The organism is Candidatus Roizmanbacteria bacterium, assembly GCA_016700135.1.
In the GTDB taxonomy this organism is placed as follows: Bacteria; Patescibacteriota; Microgenomatia; order UBA1406; family GWC2-37-13; genus UBA1450.
Genome location: CP065004.1, coordinates 1,048,381 through 1,073,477, shown reverse-complemented (window position 1 = coordinate 1,073,477; position 25,097 = coordinate 1,048,381). Strand labels below are relative to the sequence as shown.

Here is a 25,097-nt window from a genome sequence, read left to right as displayed (position 1 = left end):
TCTACATTAGCAGCGCCGCAATAATTATCATGAGAGGAATACCTACAAAGTAGAGAGGATTGAATCCCGGCGGCTGACCGTTTACTTTCAGCTCAGGTACAGGTGTAAATGTTGCAGTCGGCACCGGTGTTTGAGTCGGAGTAGGAGTAAGAGTAAACGTGGGAGTCGGGGTAAATGTAGGCGTCGGAGTAGATGTTGGAGTCGGCGTACTGGTCGGAGTTGGTGTGGATGTAGGAGTCGGGGTAGCGGTGGGAGTCGGCGTCAATGTAGGAGTAGGAGTCAAGGTGGGCGTAGCCGTATGAGTAGGGGTCGGGGCTGTCGTTGTCGGTGTCGGAGTTGATGCTGCGGCAGTAGGAGTCGGTGTTGTCCCCGGTGGGACTGTTGCCGTAGCAGCAGGAGAAGTAGGAGTAGGTGTGGTACCTCCCACAGTCGGAGTAGGAGTATACGTCGGTTCCGTTTGGATAGTACAGGTTGTCGTCGCCCCTCCTTCGAGAGTCAGGTTGATCAATGTTGGACAGGTATCCGGAAACATATTCATCCCACCATTTGAAACAAACCTGGAATGTTTGATCGTCACAGCCTGTCTGATTTCAGCAGGTTTGATAAACTCTGCATACACATTATCAAACACAATGGAGGACCCGTCAAATATACTGCCGCTTGTATCCGTTGCGGATTTCAGTACACGAATCGTTCTCCCTTCCTTATTTGATCTCATCGAAAGTACCCGGATATTTTGATAGAGCACATTCCCGATCCGTCCGTTGCCGCGTGGCATCACCACCAGAGCGCGATCACTGTCAAATACCGTACTGTTTTTGAAAGTAATATTGGTCGTCAAAGAATCAACCGTTGCCTCTCCGATTTTCAAAGACGATGCGGCGGATTTTGCTAAAACGTTGTTAAGCGTAATGGTATTTGCTTCTCCTCCCCGTGTCTTAATCGCTACAGCATCATCCTGAGCTTCGATGTAAATATTGTTGTAAGTCACGTTCTTCGAGCTGTCAGGATCTGTTCCGTCATTTCCGGAAATAATTCTCACCTGGTTGACCTGCACGGTGTCATCACGGTACACATGAAGAGTCCAGCCGTCACGATGATGGATTTTATAGATGAAAAAGTCGTTAAGAATCAGGTTGTTGGAGTCATGTGCATATAAGACTGTTTGACCGTTACCTTTGGCTGCCCGGATTTCTCCCGGCCCCTTTATTGTCACGTTTGAGGACCTGTTTATATCGATAAATTTCTCGTCGGTTGAAGTCTGATTTAAAACGGCATTCGGATGAAAAATAAGTGAGATATCATTCTTTGAATCGATTCGAATTCCTGATGCCGAGTGGATACCAGGCGCAAGATAAATCATCGTTCCCGGTTGAGCACCGTCGATCACGGCCTGAAGAGGTTGCCCCGGCAATACTTCAGTTGCCTGTGTCGGCTTGGTAACGGTGATGTCATCAAGTTTATCTACCCAGAATACCATTGTTTGGATGTACTCGCCTTCATCCGGCAGATTCGTTTTTAAGTAATAATTTCCGGGTATCGCCGGTAAGTCAAACGTCACCACCCCGCCTGAGACAGTCACCGGGAGATCAGCTGTCGGACTTCTCAGCACGGCACTGGTCGGGTTGCCCGGAATAGTTACCGCTAATGTCATATCAGTCCGTGTGGCCAGTCGCACAACGGTTGTCTTGTACTGTTCCCGTTCGTCGTCATAGTCATAATCAGTAGACCGAATTGTTCTGAACTTAAGAGGTACGCTCGCTTCAGTATTTTTTTCCTTTGCCGTTCCCGTAAAAGCCGTATCAGGGGCTGTCACATCATAAACCAAAATATTTGTCGATTGAGAAGCCTCTGTGGGGATATCCTGGATTGTTTCGTGCTTCTCTGACGTATCACTTTGTTTCAGCGCAAAGAAAATCACTCCGCCGGCCGCAAGAGTAAGAAGAAGCAGTATTCCCGGCAGTAGTAAAGAATGAAAATTAATTGGTTTCTTCGCCATAAAAATGACCTCGTATGTTTTCATTATACGGAAAAACGATGCTATAATGGTGAGAGTAATATGCAAAAACGAATACTATCTGGAATAACGCCGAGTTCAGCCAAAGGACTTCATCTCGGAAATTATCTTGGAGCAGTCAAACCTCACATTGAATTTCAGGAGAAAGGTGATTGTTTTTACTTTATAGCGAATCTTCATGCACTGAATAATGTTTTTGACCCTGAGGAAGTACATAAAAATACGATGAATATTTTCATCGAATATCTGGCTTTCGGTCTTGATCCTGAGAAGACGACATTTTATATCCAAAGCGATATTCACAGCATTCCGTATTTGCAGACGATACTGAATAACGCAGTGACGGTTGCGGAGCTCAAAAGGATGCACGCCTACAAAGATAAGCTGCAGAATGATGTGTCTCAGGATGCCATAAATTTCGGGCTGTTTTCATATCCGGTGCTTATGGCTGCTGATATTCTCGCATTTAATCCCGATGTTATCCCTGTGGGTGAAGATCAGACACAGCATGTTGAGATCTGCCGGGATATTGCGCGGACATTCAACAACAGATACGGAGACGTGCTGAAAGTTCCTGAGCTATTTGTCAAAAAGGATGTTGCCCGTGTTCCCGGTATTGACGGCCAACGCAAAATGAGTAAATCACTCGGAAATGATATTCCGATTTTTGCTTCTGAAGATATTGTGAAAAAGCAAATTATGTCAGTCACGACCGATCCTGCCCGTATTCATCCCACTGATCCCGGTGATCCGGACAAAAACGTTGCATTTACATATCTCGGGCTTATGGAGTATGAGAGGAATAAACTCGAAGATATGAAAGAGCGGTATAAGAATGGTACAATCGGTGATGTCGAAATCAAAAAAATTCTTCTTAATTATTTCCTTGAGTATTTTGCCGATATGAAAAAGCGAAAGGAAGAACTGCAGCACGATATGGATCGTATTTCGGAACTCCGCAAAAAAGGTGCAGAAAAGGCAAACCTTATTGCCGAACAAACACTCAGAGAAGTAAAAGATGCAGTTGGAGTAGCATGACCCCGATGTGATTTTCAACAGAAAATTGATTATAGTATACATATGACATTCCCGGACATGAACAAAGCATTTACACTTCTTGAACTTGTTATTGTGTTGGGCATAATCGGCGTAATTGCCACAGTCGGTGCCGCGTCATTCAGAAGTACCATAGATGACACCCGTGTTTCAAGCGCTGAGACTGACTTGGAAGATATTAAAAAAGGCGTAGAAACAGCGCGGGTAAAATCTGGTCAGTTGTTCGGACAAATCACCGGAAATTACTGCAGTTTTTGTAATGCATGCAATACCGGCGATCTTCGCAATGTCCCCACTTCACATATCTGTATGCAGCGTTGGATAAATGTCATGAATACCGTTTCCGCAGCAGGATACGGTGATATCACCGAATATACCCGTGATCCCTGGGGAAGTCCGTATGTTGTCGATGAAAACGACGGAGAATATCCCACCAACCCTTGCCGGCGGGACTCTATAAGAAGCGTCGGTCCTGACGGTTTATTCAACACTGGTGATGACATCGTGACACAACTTGCAACCTACCATCCAAGCTGTTCCTAAGCAAAGTTGACATATCATGGCAGAGTGTTACAATTGTACTAATGATCACAACGACGGACCGAATCACAACCGCTACCGACATTATCCGTTAAACGGAGGGTAGTCACGTGATTTTTTGAAGCCCTCCAAACGGAGGGATTTTTTTTATATACCGTATTATTACCATTTAGCTTGCAAAGCAAGAAAACTCAATTTATGAAAGACCAGCAATCTCTTGATGCACTCCGACACTCAGCCGCACATCTATTGGCAGCGGCAGTTCTTGAACTTTATCCTGATACAAAGCCGACTATCGGACCACCGATAGAAGATGGTTTTTACTATGACTTTGAATTTAAGGAACCGATATCAGAGCAGGATCTGGGTAAAATCGAACAGAAAATGAGAGAACTGGTCAAGAAATGGGAAAGCTTTGAAAAAATCCCCGTCGATGCAGAAAAAGCGCGGAATCAATTCAATGGAAACGAATACAAACTGGAAATTATCAGAGAACTCGAAGAAAAAAAAGAAGAAATCACGCTTTATAAATCCGGAGAATTCATTGACCTCTGCCGCGGAGGCCATATTGAAAACCCGAAGGAAGAACTGAGACACTTCAAACTGATGTCACTCGCAGGAGCTTACTGGCGAGGCAACGAAAAGAACAACATGCTTACCCGCATTTACGGTACGGCTTTCCCGACAAAAGAAGAACTCGAGGCCTTTATCACACAACGTGATGAAGCAAAAAAAAGAGATCACAAAAAATTGGGAAAAGAGCTTGATCTGTTTGTTTTTTCGGAACTGGTGGGACCGGGCTTACCGCTCTGGACACCAAAAGGAACCCTTGTCAGGAATCTGCTGGATGAATATGTCTGGCAGCTGAGACGGGAAAAAGGATATTCACGGGTTGAGATACCGCATATTACAAAAAAGGAACTGTATGAAACATCAGGGCACTGGGCAAAGTTTTCTGATGAACTTTTCAAAATTACGACACGCGAAGGACACGAATTTGCCATGAAACCGATGAACTGTCCGCATCATACACAGATCTATGCCCGCAAAAAATGGAGTTTCCGTGAACTGCCGCAGCGATACGCCAATACGACAACCTGTTATCGCGATGAACAAACTGGTGAACTTTCCGGACTCTCGCGGGTTCGTGCTTTCAGTCAGGACGATGCACATGTTTTTGCAAGGTTCTCACAGGTGAAGGATGAGTTTCTGAAAATCTGGGACATTGTGCAGACATTCTACAGTACGTTCGGATTCAATCTGAAAATCAGATTGTCTCTCCATGATCCGAAAGAGCCGGAAAAATATCTCGGAGATGAAAATAAGTGGCAGGAAGCCGAGAACATGCTTCGCGAAATTATCAAAGAACACCATGCGGAGGCTGAAGAAGCGGAAGGAGAAGCGGCTTTTTACGGTCCGAAACTTGATTTTATGGCAAAAGATTCGCTCGGCCGTGAATGGCAGGTTGCAACAATTCAGCTTGATATGAACATGCCCGAACGGTTTGATCTGACATGTGTCAATGAAAAAGGAGAAGAAGAACGCATTGTCATGATCCATGCCGCAATCATGGGATCGATCGAACGGTTCCTTTCCATCCTGATCGAACATTATGCCGGAGCATTTCCGTTCTGGCTTGCACCAGTACAGGTGGAGATTATTCCGATTGCAGACCGACATAATGAGTTCGCGGAAAAAGTCAGGAATGAATTAACTGAAAAAGCGATTCGATCAGAACTCAACGATAAATCCGAATCGATGCAGAAGAAAATCAGAACGGCACAAAAAGCCAAAATTCCGTACATGCTTGTTATCGGAGATAAAGAGGTCGAGGCGGGAGAAGTGAATGTAAGATCCAGAGACGGCAACACGGAGACAATGAAACTTGAAGATTTCACCAAAGCAGCTGTCAAACAAATCAGCGATAAACAGTAGTTATTAATAAGCGTTTTTATGATTATTTCACTCGTCGGCATGTCAAGTGCCGGCAAGACATACTGGGCTTTTGAGCTCCAAAAACACGGCTTCACCCGTATCACATGTGATGATCTGATTGAGAAGCGACTTGCTCCTGAACTGCGGAAAAACGGATATCGGGGACTCCATGAAGTAGCAAAGTGGATGGGACATCCGTATGAACCTCAGTACCCGAAGACAAGTAAACGATACCTCGATTTTGAAACCGAGGTAATGGAGGAAATATTTGACGAAATCACTTCAATGAACGGAAATCCGAAAAAAATAGTTATAGACACTACAGGTAGCGTAATATACACCACGGGTAGTGTTCTGAAAAGATTAAAAGAAATCAGTTCTGTTATCTATTTAGACATACCTGAAGAGAAAAAACAGGAGATTTATCAGGAATTTTTACGCAATCCCAAACCGATTATCTGGGGAGAGTCATACAAGCCGAAGGAAGGTGAAACCAATGAAGAAGCTCTCGCGCGTTGTTACCAGAATCTTCTCTCATTCCGGGCAAAAAAATACGGGAACATTGCTGACATAACCATCCCGTTTGATATCCACAGGCAGGAAGACTTCACGGCTTCAGATTTCATTGAACATATCGAGGCAGTATGAAATTCCGAAGTACCCGCACACATGCAGACGTTGTAACATTTAAAGATGCGGTTTTTCAGGGACTTGCTCCGGACGGAGGATTGTATGTGCCTGAGAAGTTTCCTTCCCTTTCCGGAGATGAGCTGTCGTCATTCCGGGGCGCACCAATCGAAGAAATCGGCTCAAAAATACTGTCTCTTTTCATTGATGACATTCCGCAAACGGAACTGATGAAGATCGTTGCCGAAGGACTGTCATTTCCGCTTCCTATACGGACAGTACAAGAACGACGGATTCTGGAATTGTTTCACGGGCCGACAATGGCTTTTAAAGATGTTGCAGCCCATGTCCTGCCGGGAATTATGGAATACTATCTCAGGAAGAACAATCGAAGAACATTGATTATTACGGCAACATCCGGTGATACGGGCGGTGCTGTCGCACACGGATTTTCAGAAAAAGACAATATATCAGTCGTAATTCTCTTTCCGAAAGGGAGAGTCAGCAAACTTCAGAGAGAACAGCTGACACATGTCGGCAGAAACATATATCCGATCGAAGTCGAAGGAACATTTGATGACTGTCAAAAGATGGTAAAACAGGCCTTTACCGATTCTGATTTTAAAAAATACAATCTTACCTCGGCAAACTCCATCAATATCGGACGATTGCTTCCGCAGTTGATTTATTATGCTTCTTCCTGGGCCAAACTTCGGGAGGATAATCTTACATTCGTTGTCCCCTCAGGAAATATGGGAAATGTAACAGCGGGCTTGTATGCAAAAATGATCGGGATTCCGATAAGAAAACTCATCATTGCCTGCAACAGCAATGATCCTGTGGTGAAATATTACAAAACGGGAATGTATGAAAAGCAACCCGCTCACAAGACTCTTAGTACGGCCATGGATATCGGACATCCCAGTAATTTTGAGCGTATCCTGGATGCTGTAAAAAGTGATTACGGACTTTTTAAAGAAATTTTTACTGCGGTACGAGTGACTGATGAAGAAACGAAGCAAGTGATGCAAAAAGTACATAAGACTTATAGCTACATTCTGGATCCGCATACGGCAGTCGCGTGGAAGGCAGCTGATATCCTGAAGCTAGACTCGCCCGTCATTATTTCCACCGCTTCCCCGGTCAAATTTGCAGAGGAAATCAAGATGTCAGCGGATATCACTGTACCCGATCAAAAACCGACGTATCATCAATCCCAAACAGTCTTTTCTTCAGGCAACTCATATAGTGAACTGAAACGCATTGTAGAGGCTGTTATCAATAGATGAATTGCCTTGCAAATAGATAAATTTCCATTTATAATAACTAAACCCCGTATATGACAGAGCATGTATCCTTAGTGATACATTCTGTTTTACGGGGTATATTGATAAATTCACTTTTACCAACTTGAGGAACCAAAGATACTTTAGCAGCAGAACGAATAAAACAGGCAAGTACTTTTACACAAATTCACGAATTCAAGAGCAGGAACTGCGCGTTATCGATAGCAAAGGGGAACAGGTTGGGGTGTTGTCACGGGATGAAGCACTTGACGAAGCTACGAAAAGAGGACTTGATCTGGTGCTGATTGCTCAAAACGCTAAGCCTCCCGTCGCGAAAATCACTGACTTCAAGAAATTTTTGTACGAACAGGAAAAAAAGCAGAAAGAAGCGAAGAAAGGGGCAAAGAAAAGTGTAGTAAAAGATATCAAGCTTTCATTGTTTATCGGCCCTGCCGATCTAGAAAGAATGATAAATAAGACGAAGGAATTTTTGGATGAGGGTAATCAAGTTCGTCTTAATTTAACACTGAAAGGCCGTGAAATTGTCAAAAAACAAATGGCTTTTGATCTTTTGAATAAATTCATTGCGGGACTGGGCGATGTAAATATCTCGAAGGAGCCGCGGCTGGAAGGACGCGTCGTAAGAGCAGTTGTTTCAAGAAAAAAATAAGCAGTTACGATTACAGTTACACTTTTTTAAATTTTCAGGTACAATATAAACTTTCAAACGAATAGTTATGGCAAAAAATAAACAAAAGACACATAAAGGTGCCTCAAAAAGATTTAAGGTCACGGGAACCGGTAAGGTTTCTCACCGATCTCAGAAATTCCGACATCTTTTGTCAAAAAAATCCAGTAAACGAATCCGCAGTCTGCGACTTGAAAAGAACGTAGAAGGTCGTGCTGCGAAAAAAATTAAACAGTTGCTAGGTGTTGCCTAAGAAATAACTTATATCATATGGTACGTGTAAAAGGCGGAATCGCCTCAAAAAGAAAACATAATAGAGTTCTGAAACTTGCAAAAGGATATTGGATGTCCCGAAGCACTCAGTTCAAAAAAGCACAGGAAGCCGTTTTGCATGCCGGTGAGTATGCCTTTAAAGGACGAAAACTTAAGAAACGTGACTTTCGCTCACTCTGGATCACACGTATCAATGCAGCTTTGAAAGAAAACGGCATGAAATACAATGAGTTTATTCACAAACTCAAGGAGAAAAAATCCAAAGTTGACAGGAAAATCTGGGCACAGATTGCACTTGAACATCCGACCGTCTTTGATAAGATCGTAGAAGAAGTCAAGAAATAAGATTATTTCTGACTCTGTCATTCTGAGGTGAAACCGAAGAATCCTTATCCCGGATCCTTCAAATCCGTTCGGGATGACATAATGTCAATTCTTTCTCTAAGTCTGGTACTATTATTACATGAAATCTCCTAAAGAACTTCTGCTCCAATTCAAGGAACAATTATCTACCTTAAAAGAACTTGATACGCTTGAAATTCTCGAAACTGAGTATTTGGGACGAAACGGAATCATTAATCAGCAACTGAAAAATATAAAAGATATCGATCCTTCAGAAAGGAAAACATTCGGACAGGAAATCAATACCGTAAAACAGCAGATTCAGGAAGAATTATCAGCGAAGCGGACTGAGCTGTTGAAAAACGAAAACAGCAGAAAAAAGATAGATACCACACTTCCTGCAACACAATATCCTCAGGGAAGTCTTCATCTCGTAACCTATGCAATAGAAGAGATCAGTCATATTTTCGAAAAAATCGGATTTATCCGCATGTCATACCCTGAAGTAGAATGGGAATTCTTCTCATTTGAAGCTCTCAATATGCCGTCAGATCATCCAGCTCGGGACGATTTTGAGACTTTTTTTATGGATTACGAACCGCACAAAGAACACGGGAAGATGGTACTGACACCTCATACATCATCCGGACAAAACAGAGAGATGCGGAGACTCGGAAAACCGCCGATTCGCATGATCAATATCGCCAAAACGTACCGCCCGAATTGGGATGCATCTCATGTACCGATGTTTCATCAGTTTGAGGGTCTGTGTGTCGATAAAAGAATAAATATCACTCATTTGAAAGGAACAATTGATTATTTTGCCAAGCAGTTTTTCGGAGAAGATCGCGAGACACGGCTTCGTCCGTTTCATTTCCAGTTTACCGAACCTTCGTTTGAAGTAGATATCACCTGTGATATCTGTCAGGGAACGGGTAAAGTAAACGGTGAAAAATGCCGTCTCTGCAAACAGGGATGGCTTGAACTGGGCGGAACCGGTATGGTCCATCCGAACGTATTGAAAGCGGGCGGTATCAATCCCGATGAGTATACCGGCTGGGCATTCGGTTTTGGTGTAGAGCGTGTCATGATGATGCGGCCCGGTATCGGACTGAGCAATATGAGACTGCTGTATGACGGCGACATCAGAGTTTTGGAACAATTCTAACTATGAATATCAAAATCACGTATGACTGGCTTTTGGAGTATCTTGAAACGGATGCCGATCCCTATGAGATGCAGAAGTATCTTTCACTCAGCGGCCCGTCGATCGAAACGGTGGAAAAAGTCGGTGATGATTATGTATTTGATATCGAAATCACGTCAAACCGTATTGATATGGCAAGTGTTTTCGGAGTCGCGCAGGAAGCTCAGGCGATTTTACCTCAATTCGGAAAGAAGGCAAAACTGAAATTTAACCCGCTTGAAAAATATACGTTTGAAAATCTTCATGCAGAACCGGTGCCCACACATAAACTTGATGTCACAATCGAGGATGCCGAACTTTGTTCACGGTTTACGGCGATGGTCATCTCTGATGTACAAATAAAGCCGTCATCGGAAATTATCAAAAAAAGACTGGAACTTTCCGACATCAGATCACTCAATAACGTCATTGATATTTCAAACTATCTAATGCTTTCACTCGGGCAGCCGACTCATATGTTTGATTTTGATCAGATCAAAGGACAGAAAATGATTCTCCGCCGCAGCAAAAAAGGTGAAAAAATGACCACACTGGACGGAAAGGAATTTACCCTTCCGGGAGATGACATCATTATCGAAGACGGATCAGGTAGAATTATCGATCTCTGCGGGATCATGGGAGGCGAGAATTCATCCATAACGGAAGATACGAGAAACGTACTCTTTTTTGTGCAAACTTATAACAAGCGCCATATCAGAAAGACTTCAATGACAACCGGACAGCGGACAATGGCCGCTACATACTTTGAAAAAGGACTTGATCCCGAACGGGTCGAAACGGCTTTTGTATACGGTATTGATCTTCTTCTTGAAGCAACCGGCGGACATGCAGCTTCGGAACTTGTTGATCTTTATCCTCACAAGCGCGAAGAGAAAAAAGTAAAGGTATATCTCAAGGATATCCATCGAGTCATCGGCGTGACGATTGATGAAAAGAAAGTCACCGCCATTCTTGAAGATCTCGGTTTTTCTGTGAAACGTCATGAGAATGAAGAGCTGGCATATCCTGACGGGGTATACTTTGAAGTGACCGTTCCGACATATCGCACTGACGATGTCGATATCAAAGAAGATATCATTGAAGAAGTCGCACGGGTATACGGATACTACAATCTCCCGAACACCATTTCACCGCTTATCTATATCAAGCAGCTGCATGATATGGAGATGCTTTTCAAAACGATCTCCAAATCAAAACACTATCTGAAACATATCGGACTCCATGAGTTCATCAATTACTCAATGGTATCAGAAGAGCTTCTGAAAAATCTCGGTATGGATCCCTCAAAGCATCTGAAATTGTCAAACACCATTTCAAAAGAGATTGAGTATATGAGACGGTCTCTTGCCGTGTCACTTGTCAAAAATATTAAAGATAATCAGGGTAAGAAGGACATATTAAAGATATTTGAAATTGCAAAAATTTATATACCCCGTGACAATGATCTTCCGGAAGAGCAATATATTCTCGGGATCGCGGTTACGACAGATTTTTTTGATCTGAAAGGAATTGTGGAAGGATTGATGAGAGAGCTTAATATCTACAATTACACCTACGAGCCGAAAGAAACTGACTTATTTTCTCAAAACACATCAACAACCCTTATGTCCGGAGACAAACAGGTCGGCCGACTAGGTATGCTGAAGAAAGAGTATGCCGATAACATGGCACTTTCAGAAGACGTATACATCGCAGAGATTGACTTCGGTTTCATCCAAAACAATTATTCGATCACGAAGCCATACAAAGACCCTGTCACGACAGCGATAATTAAGCTTGATGTGACAATCGACATGAAAGAGAGAGTATATGGCGAACTCGAAAAGAAGGCATATGACACCTCACACCTCCTGCAGAATATCGAAATAATTGATAGATACAAGGACAATCTGACGATCCGTTTTTATTTTGCCGATTCTTCAAAAAATATCACAGAAGAAGATGCAAAAAAAGAGCTGGAAAAAATTCAAAAGACTATTTAACGGAAACTTCTTCATGTTCCCTGGTACAATGTCTTCATGAAGTACCGCACCATACTTTTTGACTTCGACGGCTGTGTCGTAAATTCGCTTCCCGTATGGCTTAAAAGTTTTCGAAAAACGTTTGACGCACTAGGAATCCCAATGTCTGATAGGGACATCATTGATAAAGCATTCCACAGGTGGGATGCAAAACCGGAACTCAAAATCCCTGACGTAGAAGTATTCAAGTATGATCTATATGCAAATTTTGACATGCTGCAAAAGGAAATTCAGCTTCATGAAGGATTCCTGGATCTGATGCAGATATTAAAATCCCGGGGGATAAAAACGGCAATCGTAACATCTACCTTGAGACCGACACTCGATAGAGTACTTACACTTCTGAACTGTGAGACACTTTTTGATACGACTCTCTCATGGGAAGATACTGAGAGAAACAAACCTGATCCCGATCCGCTTCTGCTTGCGATGGAGCGACTGGATTCTAAACCTGAGGAAACGATCATGATAGGGGACAATGAAGTGGATATTCTGGCCGGTCATGCCGCACATGTCACGGGAATTTGGTACTATCCTGATATTCATGAACTTTATTATCCTCATAACATGTTCTCCCGTCACAAGCCGACCCATACCATTAAACATTTCAAAGAACTTATCGATCTGATATGAGTACTACACTTGTTCATTTTTTAACGACCGACAAGCTGAGATTGCCCGGTCTGTTGTACGAACCGAAAACCCCGACAAAACGTGCGGCGATATATCTGCATGGTTGTGGAAGCTCTTCGGTGTTTTACAAACCGGTCATGAACCTGTGGGGAAAGCAGTTTACCCAAAAAAATATTGCATTTTTCCCTTTCAATAACAGAGGAGCACATCTGGTGAAGTCTCTTCATCAGGAAACGGGAGAAGCAGAAGCTGAGAGAATTCTCGGCGGGACATATTACGAACGGATTGCAGAGTGCGTGAATGACATCGACGGAGCGATAACATTTTTGAGAGCAAATGGGTATAACACCTTTTATCTGATTGGGCATTCAACAGGAGCGAATAAAATTGTGGTATATAATCAGCTTTCTAAACAAAATCCTGTCAGTAAATACATACTTTTGGCAGGAGGCGATGACACAGGATTGAATTATGAAATGTTCGGTGAGAAACGTTTTCAGGCGGCACTCAAACGGGCAAAACAGGAGATTGACCGCGGAAATGAAATGAAAATCGCGCCAAAATATTTATATCCGGAACCGTACACGTACCGTTCTCTGTATGATGTTCTGAATCCCGACGGAGATTACAACACCTTTCCCTTTTACGAGTATTTACATAAACAAAGACTGTCAAAGAAACCTCTTTTCGATATGTACCGGAATATTGAAAAGCCTATGCTTATCGTCTACGGAGAACAGGATGAATTCTGTTTTAACAACGTCAATGGTTGTGTGGAAGCGCTGAAAAAAAATACAAATCCTAAATCCCATACTACATTCGAAATTATTTCCGATACAGGGCACGGATTTGACGGGAAAGAGGAAGAGTTGGGGAAAATGATGACGGAATGGCTTTCATAACATACTCGGGTGAGTGACCGGTTATTTCCAGTCCTCGTTTACGCCGATTTTAATAGTTGACTCTCCCATTTTTCCCTTTTCATTCTCAGCCCGAACCTTAATTTCATATTTCCCGTTGTCGAGTTCAAATGTTTCGGATATTTCATCACGGTCTCCGCCGATTACTTTCTTTTCATTGCCGTTGATCCAGATTTTTACTTCTTTAACCGGCTCAAGAGATGTGATTCGTGCCCGTACTTCGACTTTTTTGTCACTTGATTCAACTTTTGACTCGTTGCCGGGATTTTTGATGCTGACTACGACATCTTCTGATGATGAGTCTGAAGTTTCCGTCGGATAATGCCACTTCTCATCACCCTGTTCACGCGCCCAGGCATCGATTGCTTCCTGCCATCTGTTCTTCCCGTCACCGGATATGGGATCATTTTCCGTCACGACATAAAATTCCTTTTCTTCATAATTACCGCTTCTGACCTCTACTTCATTTGCAATCCTTCCGTTTGATTTCGAAAGTTTCAGCTTTTTGTAAAACGGTGACACTTCCGTCGGTTCGGTTCCTTTGATGTAATATTCAGATCTGGTCGATCCTCCATCTTTCGGCAGACCGCCGAAGAAACTGTCGATCTGGATCGCTTCAACATCGTCGGGCTTTTCAATAATACCGTCATCATATTCCTTCAGAAGCTCGACCATCACATCGTGCCAGATCGGGGACGCACCGGTAGCACCTGATGCGATATTGGGATTCATCTTTGAGTTATCATTATTTCCGACCCATACACCGAGAGTGATATTTTTGGTAAATCCGACTGCCCAGTTGTCGCGTTTGTCATCGGTTGTTCCTGATTTTACGGCTACTGTTTTTCCGGAAACATTGAGGTATGAACGCGGACCGAACGTATCAATACGGGCATTATTATCGGAAAGAATGTGGGAAATAATAAAACTGATGGCAGGGGAGAGGACTTCCTTTGCTTTTTCATCTTTCTTTTTATATACGGATTTCCCGTTGAATTCCGTAATCTCAAGAATCCCCACCGGTTCGACACGGCTGCCGCCGTTTGCAAAAACAGAAAATGCCTGCGTCAGATCAAGAAGTGTAGTCTCTCCGCCTCCGAGAGATGCAGACAATCCGAGATTATTCATATTTTCGGTGGTCGGTTCGAGAGAGTCAATTCCCATGTCATAGCATTGCTGCAAAAAGTCGCGAAGTCCGAGCATGGCCAGCATTTTTACTGCAGGTACATTCAGAGAATTTCCCAATGCAAATCGTATTTGCACAGGACCGCGGTACTTACCGTCATAATTGACCGGCTTGTATGCTTCGTCCTGGCTTGAGTCAGGGAACTCTGTCTGTACATCCATGATGACTGAAGACGCTGTATATCCTTTTTTAAGTGCCACGGCATACTCAATCGGTTTGAGAGTTGATCCGGGCTGTCGGTTTCCCTGAGACACGACATCATACTTACCGTATTCATCATTGTTGTAGTCATACGAACCGACATACGTGATGATCTCGCCGGTCTCGGGATCAAGAGCGACAAGCGCACCGTTCCCGACATCATAGTCTTCCAGTCCTTCTATTTCTTCTTTCACTATTTTTTCCGCTTTTTTCTGCAGTTCAAGGTCTAGGGTTGTTTTTACCTTTACACCTTTCGTAAGCAATGCCTGGCCGTATTCTTCTTCAATTAATTTTCTTATATAAAAAACGAAGTGAGGCGCATTGATAGCAAGTTTCGGTGAAGAAAATTTCACTTTGTCAAGCTGGGATAAAGCTTTTTCCTTTTCATCTTTCGTGATATATCCGTCTTCCTCCATGCGTCGCAGGACATCTTTCGCCCGGCCTTTCCATGCGTCTTTTTTCCCGATAAAAGGAGAATAGGCAGGAGGATTTTGAGGAAGCCCGGCAAGAATAGCCGATTCAACAAGGCTCAGTTCTTTCGGGGATTTGCCGAAATATCCCATTGAAGCGGATCCCACGCCGACGAAAGTGCCTCCGTAAGGCGCTTCATTGAGATACATTTCAAGTATTTCCTCTTTGGAGTATTTGTTTTCAACCTGATACGCAAGGATTGCTTCTTTGATTTTACGCGACAGTTTCCGCTCCGATGTAAGGAGGACATTCTTGATAAGCTGCTGCGTAATGGTAGATCCTCCCTGCGGATTTCCGATCATGCTGTTGAATGCCGCACGCATAATCCCGTACTCTGATATACCGTTGTGTTCATAAAACCGTTTGTCTTCGATGGCAACAGTAGCCTGTTTCAGATATTTTGAGATGTCATCGCTTTTGACAGGTACACGGTTTGCATCTTTGTACATCTCATAAATAATTTCACCGTTTCTGTCATAAAAAATTGTGGAGTTGCCGCGGCTCTCAGACAGCTTGCCGGGTTCGGGTAAGTCACGACCATACCAGGCAAACAATGCAAATGCACCGATATAGCCGAATACAATCATTCCGATGATGCCGAACACGGCATACATCATGAGTTTCTGCCTGTTGAGACCGGAAAATAAACCGAAAGAAGGACGGCTGCTCCGCCTTCGACGAGGGACATATGCCATAGGGTTCATTGTAGCATATTCCGCCTGTTTCAACTGTAAAAACAGGAGAAAAATGTGCTACAATAATCACACTATGCGAAGACTTAAAAAAATATTAAAACCGAAAAATATTGCCCGGGTTATCATCGTAGTTGCATCACTTCTTCTTATCATCACAAGCTTTGCTCCGTTCTTTTATCTTTGATCCTCAAGAAGTGATCCGTTACAAACGTTTCAAATCGTATGGATTTTCAGAAACCTGTTTCCTCACTGCCGCGTACCAGTCCACGAACAATTCAGCGGCTTGAAAAGCTTGAAATAAATACGTATGAAGACTTACTTCATTACTACCCGTTTAGGTATGACGACTACTCATCTGTTGCAAAAATCGCTACCACCCAACCGGGTGAGACCGTGACAATAAAGGGAACAATAAAGACATTCACAAACAGCTTTACCAAGCGGGGATTCAAACTTCAAAAAGCGGTAATAGCCGATGATACGGGAATTATTGAGGCCGTATGGTACAACCAGATGTACCTCACAAAAGTACTAAAAGAAGGTATGCACATAGCGGTGGCAGGAACGGTTGATCGATTCGGACGATCCGTGAATATTACACCTCAGGAATATGAGATACTGTCTTCACCGACTGCGCCGACGATTCACACCGGCAGACTGGTCCCTGTATATTCACAGATATACGGACTTTCATCAAAGACCATTCGCGAGAAAATCATGTATGTACTGGGATTGTTTCAGACTATTGATCCTGTACTTGTTGAATTTTTGCCCGAATCAATATTAGACAAATATAACCTTATCGGGCAACAACAGGCGCTGTCATGGATCCATCAGCCGCCGGGAAAAAGGGAACAGCAACAGGCACATCGCCGCATAGCTTTTAACGAACTTTTCATCAGGGTCCTTTCGTCACATATTGTCCGGGAAAAATGGAAACAGGAGACGACCACAACACCCATTCATATTACAAAATCCGTTCAGAAGTCTCTTGATACATTCATAAAATCTTTGCCGTTTGATTTGACCGATGCACAGAAGCGGACAACGGATGAGATCCTTGCTGATATCCAAAAATCCACTCCGATGAACCGCTTTGTCCAGGGAGATGTCGGTTCCGGCAAAACGGTAGTTGCGGCTATTGCGGCATATGTAACACACTTGAACAAGTTGCAAACACTGATTATGGCCCCGACTGAAATCCTGGCACAGCAGCATTACAAAACTATTTCCGCGCTGATGGACCCATCAATTTCGGTAGGTCTACAAACAGGTTCTCATAAAGCAATCTCAAAGAAAAAATCATCACTTGAATACGATATTATCGTCGGGACACAGGCTCTTATCACTGAAAACCTTAATTTTGATCGTGTCGGACTTGTGATCATAGACGAACAGCACCGTTTCGGTGTAAGACAGCGGGCGATGCTCAAAGATAAAGGGGCAAATCCGCATCTTCTGACCATGACTGCTACCCCTATTCCCCGGACCGTATCCTTAACACTATACAGCGAACTTGATTTATCAGTGATTGACGAAATGCCGAAAGGACGCAAACCCATAAAGACCTATGTCACTCCGCAGGAAAAACGTGAAAAGGGCAATGAGTGGATAAAAAAACAGATCAGCGAAAACGGAGCTCAGGTATACATTATCTGCCCTCTGGTAGAGGAGTCAGAGTCCGAGACTCTTAAGTCAGTCCGTGCAGCGACCAAAGAATATGAATATCTGAAAAATGACATATTCAGGGATTACAATGTAGCGCTCCTGCACGGCAAAATGAAGGCAAAAGAGAAGGAAGAAGTCATGCAGGATTTTAAGGCAAAGAAGTACGATATTCTTGTATCAACGTCTGTAGTTGAAGTAGGCGTAGATGTCCCTAATGCGACAATAATGCTTATTGAAGGAGCGGAGCGTTTCGGTATCGCTCAGCTTCATCAGCTGAGGGGACGTGTCGGCCGGTCGGACAAACAGTCATACTGTTTCCTTTTTACGAGCACAAAAGAATCGCAACTGAAGTCACGTCTTCAATTTTTTGCATCGACAAATTCAGGACTTAAGCTCGCAGAGTATGATCTAAAACTTCGGGGACCGGGAGATCTATACGGCACGATGCAGCACGGCTATACTGATCTGAAGCTTGCCGATATCACAAATTACAGACAGGTCCATGATGTCAAAGATGCAGTGCATACGTTTTCAAAATATTTCAAACTTCAGGATCATCCGCTTCTCAAAGATATGATTGACAGATATCAGCTTGACCAGATCAGCCGCGACTAGTCTTGATACTGCTTGTTTTATCACCCTGTTCGTGATATTATTACGATATCGAAATATAATTTTATTGATACATTTATGGCCCCTTTACCGAAAAGAAAACACTCAAAAGCACGCAAAGGCAAACGAGTATTGGAAAGAAAAATTGAATCCACTCTTCCAGGTCTTGTTGTCTGTAAAGAGTGCGGAAAAAAGAAAATGCCGCATCGTCAATGTAAAAATTGCGGAAAATAATATAAATAGGCCGTAGGTGGTAGGCAGTAAACGGTTACACAAATACCTACAACTTACATCCTACATCCGATGAGCTACCATATGGATCCACGACACCATAAACGGTTAAAAACCGTACAAAATCTTTTTGCACTTTCATTTGAAGGCGATAAGAATTTTGTCGAAGTTCCTTTTAAAGATGAAACATTCTCAAAGGATATTCTTGCGCATAAAGAGGAAATAAATGCCTGTATTCAGAAATATGCACCGAAATATCCCGTTGAGAAAATTGCAAAAATCGATATCAGTATTCTCCAGCTTGCTATTTACGAACTTCTCTTTGTCAAAAAAAAACAGCCGACAAAAGTAATCATCAATGAAGCGGTTGAACTTGCAAAAGAAATGGGAAATGAACGTTCATACGCGTTTGTCAATGCAGTTCTCGGATCAGTCGTCAACGATATTACCAGTAAAGAACCGTCAGATGGAAACAAATCTGAATAAACTTGAAACCCGAATTCATATTGACTTTAAAAATCGAGAACTTCTGAGGAATGTATTCGTGCACCGTTCTTATCTGAATGAAAATCGCGATTTCGAGTTACCGTCCAATGAGAAGCTTGAATTTTTGGGAGACAGCGTACTTTCCCTTGCAACTTCGATTTATCTGTATCACAAATACTCGCACCTTCAGGAAGGGGATTATACCGATATCAAAGCCGCAATCGTCCGTACTGAAAGTCTTGCAGAAGTGGCAAAGGAACTTGATCTGGGAGATTTTCTGTATCTTTCCCACGGAGAAGAAAAAGGAAAAGGACGTACAAAGACCAATATTCTTGCCGATGTTTTTGAAGCCCTGATTGCCGCTATCTTTATTGATCAGGGATTTGACCGTGCCTACCGTTTTATAACCGAATATCTCTTCGCAGAGAGGCTTGATCATATCGTAAAAAATAAGCTGTATCTTTCACCGAAAAGCAGACTTCAGGAAATCACTCAGGCACAATATAAAGACCTTCCCGTCTATGAACTGATAGAAGCCACCGGTCCTGAACACAAGAAAACCTTTACCGTTCATGTGCTGGTCAACGGGGAAATAAAAGGGGAAGGAACAGGAAAATCCAAGAAGCAGGCAGAAGAAAATGCCGCACAAAATGCGCTGGAATTATTGGCTAAATAACGATATAATAAGTTTTCCGTAAAAAAGTTATTTTACAATTTTGTAATTCATATACATGGCAGTAGCACTCAGACTCATGAGATTCGGCAAAAGAAAACAGCCGTACTATCGAATAGTTGCGCTTGATAAAACAAAAAAGCGGGACGGTTCTTATATCGAAAAGGTCGGACTGTATCATCCTTTGGATGATAAAAACAACATCCGCATCAACAAAGAACGGTTCGATTACTGGAAATCAAAAGGCGCACTGATTTCTGAAGGTCTTGAAAGACTTCTCAAGAACAAGGAAAACGTCGTTTTTGAATAATTCTTCATTATTTCACGATTGATCTTATTTCTTCAAGAAAATCCACATCCTGTTGGGTGATTGTTTCCGTGGTTTGAGAATCACTTGAGACGAACGGCCTGTGGATGAGATTAACGGTAAAGGTAGTGGAAGCTCCGTCCTCAAAAGTTACCATCATTTCTTCGTTTGTGATCAGTCTTCCGCTCACAAAGTTGTAGTCCTTAAACATTTGCTCGACACTTTCCCGTGTCCCGCTTACCGTCAGTTCAAGAGACAACTTTTCTTCTGTCGTGTCATCAAGGTTGATGCTGTAAGACTGGATGTTTACGCCGGTTTCGGCTCCGAGCCTCTCAAAAGCCGCAATGACTTTAAAGTATGACTCTTCATCAGGGATTAGTTCATTCAATATCTCGTTGTATGTGCCAATATTCTCCTCAAGAAGTGCTTTGTTATTTTTTATCAAATTCGCCGTTTGCTTTGTTGCTTCTAGATCGGATTTTTTCAGCTCCAACTCATTGTACAAGTTCCAGGCATTGAGCCCCAGATATATGATAAAACCCAGCAGAACAACATCCATCACAAGAAACAATGTAATAGGCAAAAAATTCGCGTTCAGTATAAACCGTTTAATCTGATCGAGTTGTATCTGCATCGGGTGATATAAATACACCGTCAAGTGTCAACTGGTAACCTTCCTGATTTTCCTGTACTACGCTGAAACCGGCAATTGCAATTCGCTCAAAGCTGTCGCTGAAAAGAGGTGTTTCAAGTTCTTCGATGAATGATAATGCATCATTGTAATCACTGAAGTTGATGGTAATCTCCGCTTCACGGCTGTTGTTGACTGAAAAGGTTTCAAGAGCTTCAGCTGCTGCCGTTTTTTCAAATATGCCGATTGTTTTTTCATAATAATCATAACTGTGTGCATCTTCCTTCAGATATGACTGTAATGCATTGTATTTAAAAACAAACTGCTGTATCTGTTTGGAGAATGATTCATTCAATAGAATATACCGGTGATAGCTTGCCGAATCCGAATCTACCGTTTGCTTTTCCTGCAGCAGATAATAATATGTAAATCCGACAGCTATCAAAATAATAAATCCCACGCCGGATACAATCAGAGATATTTTCCTGATTAGCCCGTAATAACTCACGATCTGGCGTGATCGAGATCTCTGTGTAAAGAGATTAAGTCTGCGTTTCATCTAATATGAGTCGCAATAACTGGTATGAATGTCGAAAGAACCTGAGAAAATGTCTGGGTAATTGTATTGGGAACGAGAATATTGGATAGAGGAAAGGACTGCGTCGGAAGTGAAAGACGCTTTTGTACCGTTTCATGAATATTGGCAATCTGATTATCATAGTTGAAAAGATAGATGTTTCTGATGGGAAGATGATATTTTTCCTGAGTCAGAAGTATCGTTTTTTCCACCTCAGAAAACAGTTCGTTCAGTACGGGGTATATTACCGAGTATACATTGACGCTCCCGCTCGCGTTTAGGCCAATTGTCTTCAATGCTTCAAGAGCTTTTTGATCACTCAGGTTTGTATTCAGTTTTAAGTCTCTGAAAATGACATCAAAACCGATCCGTAATGTCCGGGTAACCTGAAAAAAGGGAAATGCGGGATTGATCACATATATGGTACTTCCGGAATAGCCGAAATTCAAAAGGATTGACGGTTCTTTTATAAACTTAAAAAACTCCGTCAAAAAACGTCCTATTGCAGTAAGTTCATTCTCAAGTGAAATCGGTTCGAGATTGGCATATTCGATAGTTTTGTAAATATGATCGACGATTTTCTTTTGTGAAGCAACAAACAGAATAAGCAGCTTACCGTTTGGAAGCTTACTGATAATTTCAAGATCAAGATATACTTCACTTATCGGGAGCGGAACCAATTCATCAGCCTGGAGACGAATGGCCTTGACAAGCTCTTCTTCAGAAAGTTCCGGCATCAATAATAGTTGCGAATACGTCAGAGTATCAGGCACCACCACATGTGCACGGGTTGAAGAAATATTTAGCTGACGGTGAAGAGTAGTTATCAGCTTCGCTTCTTCCTGAGCGGATTTTTCATCAGGATTTGTATAAAAATTCGGCATGGTTGCATCATATCCGAGAGACAGTAGCTCAATCTTATTTTTTTTTGTTTCAAGATGTGCGAGGCGGGTATACTGTTCACTTAAATCTATGGAAAAAAAATTGCTTGCCATACATTAAGAGTAGCAGAGAGGAGTACTAAAAATCAATGCAGGATCGCTAAATCCTCAACTTAATTTTTGTCTGATACTGAAGTTGTGTAGTACCCAGTTGTGGATTCGGAACAGCGCGATTAAAAGTTGCCGTGTAGGAAAAACTCACGACTGGATCAGTGTAGGTTGATTTGACTGCGCATGTAATCTGAAAATTCGAGATAATGACACGGTTACTGCTTAATGCAGCATCCACATTCGGCGTTCCGATTTCCCGAAACCTTATTGTATTTCCGGACTGGACGTACTGGAACGGATTGTTAAGATCATTCAGAAAAACAAAATCCTGACCGTTACTTGCTGATGTAAAGCTGGTACCGGTGTTGTTGCATATGTTCGTGATTACTGCGACGTTTGCAAAAATCCCGTCATCATCACGTCTTAAGCTTACTGCATCTCTCATTATTTTCTCTTTCATCAGCTGCATGACATAATCGCCCTGCCGCTTTGTTTCGGTGAGCTCATAGATCTTGACCTGCTGCTGCATGATGACGTACAAAATGCTGAATACTGCAGGCATCAATAGAGCAACCAGCGCTATCACAAGCATCATCTCTATCAGCGTATACCCCTTTTTCTTTATTTGTTGCATCATTGCCAGAGTGAATAAACTGTTGTAATGCTTTCCGTCTGTTGTACTCCGTCTTCCATCCAAGCAACCTCAAGAAGGGCAGTAACTCTTGTGGCCGTACCGGCAACGTCCTTGGTAAGAATGAGGGTTCTTCTAAATACCCGCGGGTCTTGTGTCCCGACACCGGTAAACGGACAGGTTCCGGTACTCAATGATGCAAGCGTATCGGTAATAGCCAATGCATTGTTGGCACAATAAGTAGTTCCTGCTTGAGATGAATAACTTTGAAACGCCTGCCAGTCCGCTTCCCGTTCACCGTCCAGCCATTCCTTGAGATCCTGCACATAATGAGTCGCATACAGCTTGTGCTGATTGTATGACATGTTGTGCACGAGCCGCATGGTAAATCCGACGGCAGATATCAATACTATACTTACTAACGTCATAAATACAATCACTTCTATAAGACTGAATGCTTCTTTCTGTTTGATGATCTTGTGGTGTGACAGTTTATGTGCAATCATAGGGGTCAGAAGCGGTTGCCGGGGTATAAGGTCCCGTATTAATGTTGATACAACGGTTTGTTGTATTGTGGTGAATCGTTACAAGCTCATTGTTCATGAGCACTCCATACGGATACGGGAAATAGATCTGAAGGAATGGCTCGGTTCGGGCAATATAACTGTGTTCTAGAGTCCCTTCCCGGATATTGTGCCATGTCGTCACACAGTGTAAGACGATGTTGTAAGTCGAATTGGGAAGTGAATATCCGTAAAGACTGATTCCGTTATGATTGCAGGCGGTATATCCGAATACGTTTCTTGCAAGTACGTCCTGTCTTGCTTTTTCAATTTCATTTACGATCCTGTCTGCATCCGTTTTCAGTTCTTTCTCATGTACCTGATTGGTGTAAGTCGTCGTCCCGACCACCAGGAATATCCCCATAACGGCCATGACGACAATAATCTCAACAAGAGTAAATCCCTGCGCTAATCGAAGCGTTTTGATCATGTGGTGATTTCAAAGCTAAATAATTCGGGCAATCTGATTTGAAAATGCGACAAATATCCGGACAAAAAGATTATTCGTGACATTTGATGTTGAGGGTGTGACAGTATAGGTATTACCTTCAATCTCAAGACTGGTTGACAAGGTATATGTTGAGCAAAATGTCGTTGTATTGTTGCATGCGCCGCCGGCAGAAGTTCTTGGCGCATAAGTGTACACATTTGTTTGATTCGTCTGCGGATCCGGTGGCAGGGGATATAAAGTGGGGAATGCACCCGTTGTAATACTTGTGGGATATACTCCCATCACCTGGCTGCTTCGGAACAGCTCCAGATTTGATCTGACAGTTTCGACATTGACGATGCGCTTCTGATCGCGTCCGTGACGGAGAGAGTTCCCGTACGAGGCAGTCGCTATGCCGAGAAGAATACCTATAATTGCAATAACAACGATTATTTCTATTAAAGTAAAGCCTTTTGAAAGATGGTATTTTTGCATAATACGATCAGTATAATACTTTTTCCCGAAGGATGGAAATAGTTTCAAACTCTGCTTTTTGCATCAAGTACCCACAGATCGACCGAAAGCTGTGCATTGAGATTGTTGTTTTCCGATAGAGCAAGAAGCTCCAACGCTTTTTTGATAGATTGCTGAGACCAGATGTCTCCCAGACGTGCGGAAGGGCGGAGTTCATGGATAATAGTTTTAAAAAGAGCACGTGCATCATCGAGAGACCCCGGCTGAAGACAGGACTTTGCCATTTCCTCAGCAGCTTTTCCTTTCCGGACGGCTGATATCATGTCGTTGATTTCAGGATTGCCCCCGACAGACTCTCGGACCTCATATGATCGGTTCAAACTGCATCGGGAACGGACTGTAGGAAGCAATGCATCAATATTGCTGGTAAACAGCAGAAAGAAATGTTTCGTACTGAGCTCTTCAAGAACTTTGAGCATTGCGTTTTGAGCTTCAAGGGTCGCTTTTTCAAACGAATAAAATGCGATAACACGGTTCGTTGATCCCATAAGCTGTATTTCGCGTCTTAACTCGCGGATCTGGTCAATCGTAATCGAACTTCCGGCCGGCGAAACGGTCATAAGATTATATTGATTATTACTATGTTTCGTAAGAATAAGGTCGATAACCTCCTGAGGGTCCTGATGTATCGTTAATTGAATGATCTGGGGGTGCATATGTATGA

The 25,097-nt window shown here is 42.7% G+C and carries 27 protein-coding genes; 17 read left to right on the top strand and 10 right to left on the bottom strand.

All coding sequences use genetic code 11. The features are described from left to right. Position 1: 1 nt before the first annotated feature. Entirely contained in the window at positions 2-1,999 is a 1,998-nt protein-coding gene (locus IPM65_05620; GenBank protein ID QQS43600.1) for a hypothetical protein, read from the bottom strand. A 60-nt stretch (positions 2,000-2,059) separates the two neighbouring features. Between IPM65_05620 and trpS the strand changes: the two genes are divergently transcribed. The 12 genes from trpS (at position 2,060) to IPM65_05560 (ending at position 13,527) form a co-directional block, all read left to right on the top strand. Further along, positions 2,060-3,055 carry a tryptophan--tRNA ligase gene (gene trpS, locus IPM65_05615; GenBank protein QQS43599.1) on the top strand — a complete coding sequence of 332 codons (996 nt, stop codon included), beginning with the start codon at positions 2,060-2,062 and terminating at the stop codon, positions 3,053-3,055. Positions 3,056-3,097: 42 nt separating this feature from the next. After that, positions 3,098-3,616: a prepilin-type N-terminal cleavage/methylation domain-containing protein gene (locus IPM65_05610; protein QQS43598.1), complete on the top strand. Its 519-nt coding sequence runs from the start codon at positions 3,098-3,100 to the stop codon at positions 3,614-3,616. Between the two features lie 195 nt (positions 3,617-3,811). Beyond that, the gene (locus IPM65_05605; GenBank protein ID QQS43597.1) at positions 3,812-5,548 is read left to right on the top strand and encodes a threonine--tRNA ligase; all 1,737 of its coding nucleotides are present in this window, start codon (positions 3,812-3,814) and stop codon (positions 5,546-5,548) included. An 18-nt stretch (positions 5,549-5,566) separates the two neighbouring features. Then, entirely contained in the window at positions 5,567-6,196 is a 630-nt protein-coding gene (locus IPM65_05600; protein QQS43596.1) for a hypothetical protein, read from the top strand. Beyond that, on the top strand, positions 6,193-7,464 hold the full coding sequence (thrC, locus tag IPM65_05595) for a threonine synthase (GenBank protein ID QQS43595.1): 1,272 nt from the start codon (positions 6,193-6,195) through the stop codon (positions 7,462-7,464). The genes IPM65_05600 and thrC overlap by 4 nt, the downstream gene beginning before the upstream one ends. A 121-nt stretch (positions 7,465-7,585) precedes the next feature. Further along, positions 7,586-8,131 (top strand): translation initiation factor IF-3, encoded by a 546-nt coding sequence (locus IPM65_05590; protein QQS43594.1) that lies wholly within the window; start codon positions 7,586-7,588, stop codon positions 8,129-8,131. Positions 8,132-8,198: 67 nt separating this feature from the next. Further along, on the top strand, positions 8,199-8,402 hold the full coding sequence (gene rpmI, locus IPM65_05585) for a 50S ribosomal protein L35 (protein ID QQS43593.1): 204 nt from the start codon (positions 8,199-8,201) through the stop codon (positions 8,400-8,402). A 17-nt stretch (positions 8,403-8,419) separates the two neighbouring features. Continuing rightward, on the top strand, positions 8,420-8,767 hold the full coding sequence (gene rplT, locus IPM65_05580; GenBank protein ID QQS43592.1) for a 50S ribosomal protein L20: 348 nt from the start codon (positions 8,420-8,422) through the stop codon (positions 8,765-8,767). Positions 8,768-8,885: 118 nt separating this feature from the next. Further along, positions 8,886-9,932: a phenylalanine--tRNA ligase subunit alpha gene (pheS, locus tag IPM65_05575; protein QQS43591.1), complete on the top strand. Its 1,047-nt coding sequence runs from the start codon at positions 8,886-8,888 to the stop codon at positions 9,930-9,932. A 2-nt stretch (positions 9,933-9,934) separates the two neighbouring features. Beyond that, positions 9,935-11,953, top strand: a complete 2,019-nt coding sequence (gene pheT / locus IPM65_05570) for a phenylalanine--tRNA ligase subunit beta (protein ID QQS43590.1) — start codon at positions 9,935-9,937, stop codon at positions 11,951-11,953. Between the two features lie 36 nt (positions 11,954-11,989). Continuing rightward, positions 11,990-12,625 carry an HAD family hydrolase gene (locus IPM65_05565; GenBank protein ID QQS43589.1) on the top strand — a complete coding sequence of 212 codons (636 nt, stop codon included), beginning with the start codon at positions 11,990-11,992 and terminating at the stop codon, positions 12,623-12,625. Then, positions 12,622-13,527, top strand: coding sequence for a DUF1749 domain-containing protein (locus IPM65_05560; protein ID QQS43588.1), 906 nt, complete (start codon positions 12,622-12,624; stop codon positions 13,525-13,527). Before IPM65_05565 ends, IPM65_05560 begins: the two co-directional genes overlap by 4 nt. A gap of 21 nt (positions 13,528-13,548) precedes the next feature. Here the strand turns inward: IPM65_05560 and IPM65_05555 are convergent, their stop codons facing one another. Next, positions 13,549-16,098 carry a PBP1A family penicillin-binding protein gene (locus IPM65_05555; GenBank protein ID QQS43587.1) on the bottom strand — a complete coding sequence of 850 codons (2,550 nt, stop codon included), beginning with the start codon at positions 16,096-16,098 and terminating at the stop codon, positions 13,549-13,551. A gap of 222 nt (positions 16,099-16,320) precedes the next feature. On the opposite strand from IPM65_05555, the gene recG reads away from it, so the two are divergent. The 5 genes from recG (at position 16,321) to rpsP (ending at position 20,078) form a co-directional block, all read left to right on the top strand. Next, a complete protein-coding gene (gene recG / locus IPM65_05550) occupies positions 16,321-18,381 on the top strand; it encodes an ATP-dependent DNA helicase RecG (GenBank protein ID QQS43586.1) in 2,061 nt (686 codons plus the stop codon). Positions 18,382-18,456: 75 nt separating this feature from the next. Next, the gene (gene rpmF, locus IPM65_05545) at positions 18,457-18,612 is read left to right on the top strand and encodes a 50S ribosomal protein L32 (protein QQS43585.1); all 156 of its coding nucleotides are present in this window, start codon (positions 18,457-18,459) and stop codon (positions 18,610-18,612) included. Positions 18,613-18,693: 81 nt separating this feature from the next. Then, complete coding sequence (gene nusB / locus IPM65_05540; GenBank protein ID QQS43584.1) at positions 18,694-19,095, top strand: transcription antitermination factor NusB; 402 nt, start codon at positions 18,694-18,696, stop codon at positions 19,093-19,095. After that, the gene (rnc, locus tag IPM65_05535) at positions 19,076-19,771 is read left to right on the top strand and encodes a ribonuclease III (GenBank protein ID QQS43583.1); all 696 of its coding nucleotides are present in this window, start codon (positions 19,076-19,078) and stop codon (positions 19,769-19,771) included. Before nusB ends, rnc begins: the two co-directional genes overlap by 20 nt. A 55-nt stretch (positions 19,772-19,826) precedes the next feature. Then, positions 19,827-20,078: a 30S ribosomal protein S16 gene (gene rpsP / locus IPM65_05530; protein QQS43582.1), complete on the top strand. Its 252-nt coding sequence runs from the start codon at positions 19,827-19,829 to the stop codon at positions 20,076-20,078. Positions 20,079-20,085: 7 nt separating this feature from the next. Here the strand turns inward: rpsP and IPM65_05525 are convergent, their stop codons facing one another. From IPM65_05525 to IPM65_05490, 8 genes are read right to left on the bottom strand one after another with little or no spacing between them, the layout of a single operon-like run. Continuing rightward, entirely contained in the window at positions 20,086-20,709 is a 624-nt protein-coding gene (locus IPM65_05525; GenBank protein QQS43581.1) for a hypothetical protein, read from the bottom strand. Further along, the gene (locus tag IPM65_05520; protein ID QQS43580.1) at positions 20,684-21,265 is read right to left on the bottom strand and encodes a hypothetical protein; all 582 of its coding nucleotides are present in this window, start codon (positions 21,263-21,265) and stop codon (positions 20,684-20,686) included. The genes IPM65_05525 and IPM65_05520 overlap by 26 nt, the downstream gene beginning before the upstream one ends. Next, positions 21,262-22,278, bottom strand: a complete 1,017-nt coding sequence (gene pilM, locus IPM65_05515; protein QQS43579.1) for a pilus assembly protein PilM — start codon at positions 22,276-22,278, stop codon at positions 21,262-21,264. The genes IPM65_05520 and pilM overlap by 4 nt, the downstream gene beginning before the upstream one ends. A 46-nt stretch (positions 22,279-22,324) precedes the next feature. Then, positions 22,325-22,912: a type II secretion system protein gene (locus tag IPM65_05510; GenBank protein ID QQS43578.1), complete on the bottom strand. Its 588-nt coding sequence runs from the start codon at positions 22,910-22,912 to the stop codon at positions 22,325-22,327. Further along, a complete protein-coding gene (locus IPM65_05505) occupies positions 22,909-23,412 on the bottom strand; it encodes a hypothetical protein (protein QQS43577.1) in 504 nt (167 codons plus the stop codon). The genes IPM65_05510 and IPM65_05505 overlap by 4 nt, the downstream gene beginning before the upstream one ends. Next, positions 23,399-23,899: a type II secretion system protein gene (locus IPM65_05500; GenBank protein ID QQS43576.1), complete on the bottom strand. Its 501-nt coding sequence runs from the start codon at positions 23,897-23,899 to the stop codon at positions 23,399-23,401. The genes IPM65_05505 and IPM65_05500 overlap by 14 nt, the downstream gene beginning before the upstream one ends. A 15-nt stretch (positions 23,900-23,914) precedes the next feature. Beyond that, on the bottom strand, positions 23,915-24,394 hold the full coding sequence (locus IPM65_05495; GenBank protein ID QQS43575.1) for a prepilin-type N-terminal cleavage/methylation domain-containing protein: 480 nt from the start codon (positions 24,392-24,394) through the stop codon (positions 23,915-23,917). Between the two features lie 44 nt (positions 24,395-24,438). Then, entirely contained in the window at positions 24,439-25,089 is a 651-nt protein-coding gene (locus IPM65_05490) for a hypothetical protein (protein ID QQS43574.1), read from the bottom strand. Positions 25,090-25,097 lie beyond the last annotated feature (8 nt).

What these genes read in the sequence shown, in the direction of transcription:
- rpmI (QQS43593.1), top strand. Translation starts at nt 8,199, where the DNA reads ATGGCAAAAAATAAACAAAAGACACATAAAGGTGCCTCAAAAAGATTT.
- pheS (QQS43591.1), top strand. Translation starts at nt 8,886, where the DNA reads ATGAAATCTCCTAAAGAACTTCTGCTCCAATTCAAGGAACAATTATCT.
- recG (QQS43586.1), top strand. Translation starts at nt 16,321, where the DNA reads ATGGATTTTCAGAAACCTGTTTCCTCACTGCCGCGTACCAGTCCACGA.
- trpS (QQS43599.1), top strand. Translation starts at nt 2,060, where the DNA reads ATGCAAAAACGAATACTATCTGGAATAACGCCGAGTTCAGCCAAAGGA.
- rplT (QQS43592.1), top strand. Translation starts at nt 8,420, where the DNA reads ATGGTACGTGTAAAAGGCGGAATCGCCTCAAAAAGAAAACATAATAGA.
- IPM65_05620 (QQS43600.1), bottom strand. Translation starts at nt 1,999, where the DNA reads ATGGCGAAGAAACCAATTAATTTTCATTCTTTACTACTGCCGGGAATA.
- IPM65_05610 (QQS43598.1), top strand. Translation starts at nt 3,098, where the DNA reads ATGACATTCCCGGACATGAACAAAGCATTTACACTTCTTGAACTTGTT.
- IPM65_05505 (QQS43577.1), bottom strand. Translation starts at nt 23,412, where the DNA reads ATGATTGCACATAAACTGTCACACCACAAGATCATCAAACAGAAAGAA.
- IPM65_05525 (QQS43581.1), bottom strand. Translation starts at nt 20,709, where the DNA reads ATGCAGATACAACTCGATCAGATTAAACGGTTTATACTGAACGCGAAT.
- IPM65_05510 (QQS43578.1), bottom strand. Translation starts at nt 22,912, where the DNA reads ATGATGCAACAAATAAAGAAAAAGGGGTATACGCTGATAGAGATGATG.
- IPM65_05495 (QQS43575.1), bottom strand. Translation starts at nt 24,394, where the DNA reads ATGCAAAAATACCATCTTTCAAAAGGCTTTACTTTAATAGAAATAATC.
- thrC (QQS43595.1), top strand. Translation starts at nt 6,193, where the DNA reads ATGAAATTCCGAAGTACCCGCACACATGCAGACGTTGTAACATTTAAA.
- IPM65_05600 (QQS43596.1), top strand. Translation starts at nt 5,567, where the DNA reads ATGATTATTTCACTCGTCGGCATGTCAAGTGCCGGCAAGACATACTGG.
- IPM65_05565 (QQS43589.1), top strand. Translation starts at nt 11,990, where the DNA reads ATGAAGTACCGCACCATACTTTTTGACTTCGACGGCTGTGTCGTAAAT.
- rpmF (QQS43585.1), top strand. Translation starts at nt 18,457, where the DNA reads ATGGCCCCTTTACCGAAAAGAAAACACTCAAAAGCACGCAAAGGCAAA.
- IPM65_05500 (QQS43576.1), bottom strand. Translation starts at nt 23,899, where the DNA reads ATGATCAAAACGCTTCGATTAGCGCAGGGATTTACTCTTGTTGAGATT.
- IPM65_05605 (QQS43597.1), top strand. Translation starts at nt 3,812, where the DNA reads ATGAAAGACCAGCAATCTCTTGATGCACTCCGACACTCAGCCGCACAT.
- pilM (QQS43579.1), bottom strand. Translation starts at nt 22,278, where the DNA reads ATGGCAAGCAATTTTTTTTCCATAGATTTAAGTGAACAGTATACCCGC.
- IPM65_05490 (QQS43574.1), bottom strand. Translation starts at nt 25,089, where the DNA reads ATGCACCCCCAGATCATTCAATTAACGATACATCAGGACCCTCAGGAG.
- IPM65_05555 (QQS43587.1), bottom strand. Translation starts at nt 16,098, where the DNA reads ATGGCATATGTCCCTCGTCGAAGGCGGAGCAGCCGTCCTTCTTTCGGT.
- IPM65_05560 (QQS43588.1), top strand. Translation starts at nt 12,622, where the DNA reads ATGAGTACTACACTTGTTCATTTTTTAACGACCGACAAGCTGAGATTG.
- rnc (QQS43583.1), top strand. Translation starts at nt 19,076, where the DNA reads ATGGAAACAAATCTGAATAAACTTGAAACCCGAATTCATATTGACTTT.
- nusB (QQS43584.1), top strand. Translation starts at nt 18,694, where the DNA reads ATGGATCCACGACACCATAAACGGTTAAAAACCGTACAAAATCTTTTT.
- rpsP (QQS43582.1), top strand. Translation starts at nt 19,827, where the DNA reads ATGGCAGTAGCACTCAGACTCATGAGATTCGGCAAAAGAAAACAGCCG.
- pheT (QQS43590.1), top strand. Translation starts at nt 9,935, where the DNA reads ATGAATATCAAAATCACGTATGACTGGCTTTTGGAGTATCTTGAAACG.
- IPM65_05520 (QQS43580.1), bottom strand. Translation starts at nt 21,265, where the DNA reads ATGAAACGCAGACTTAATCTCTTTACACAGAGATCTCGATCACGCCAG.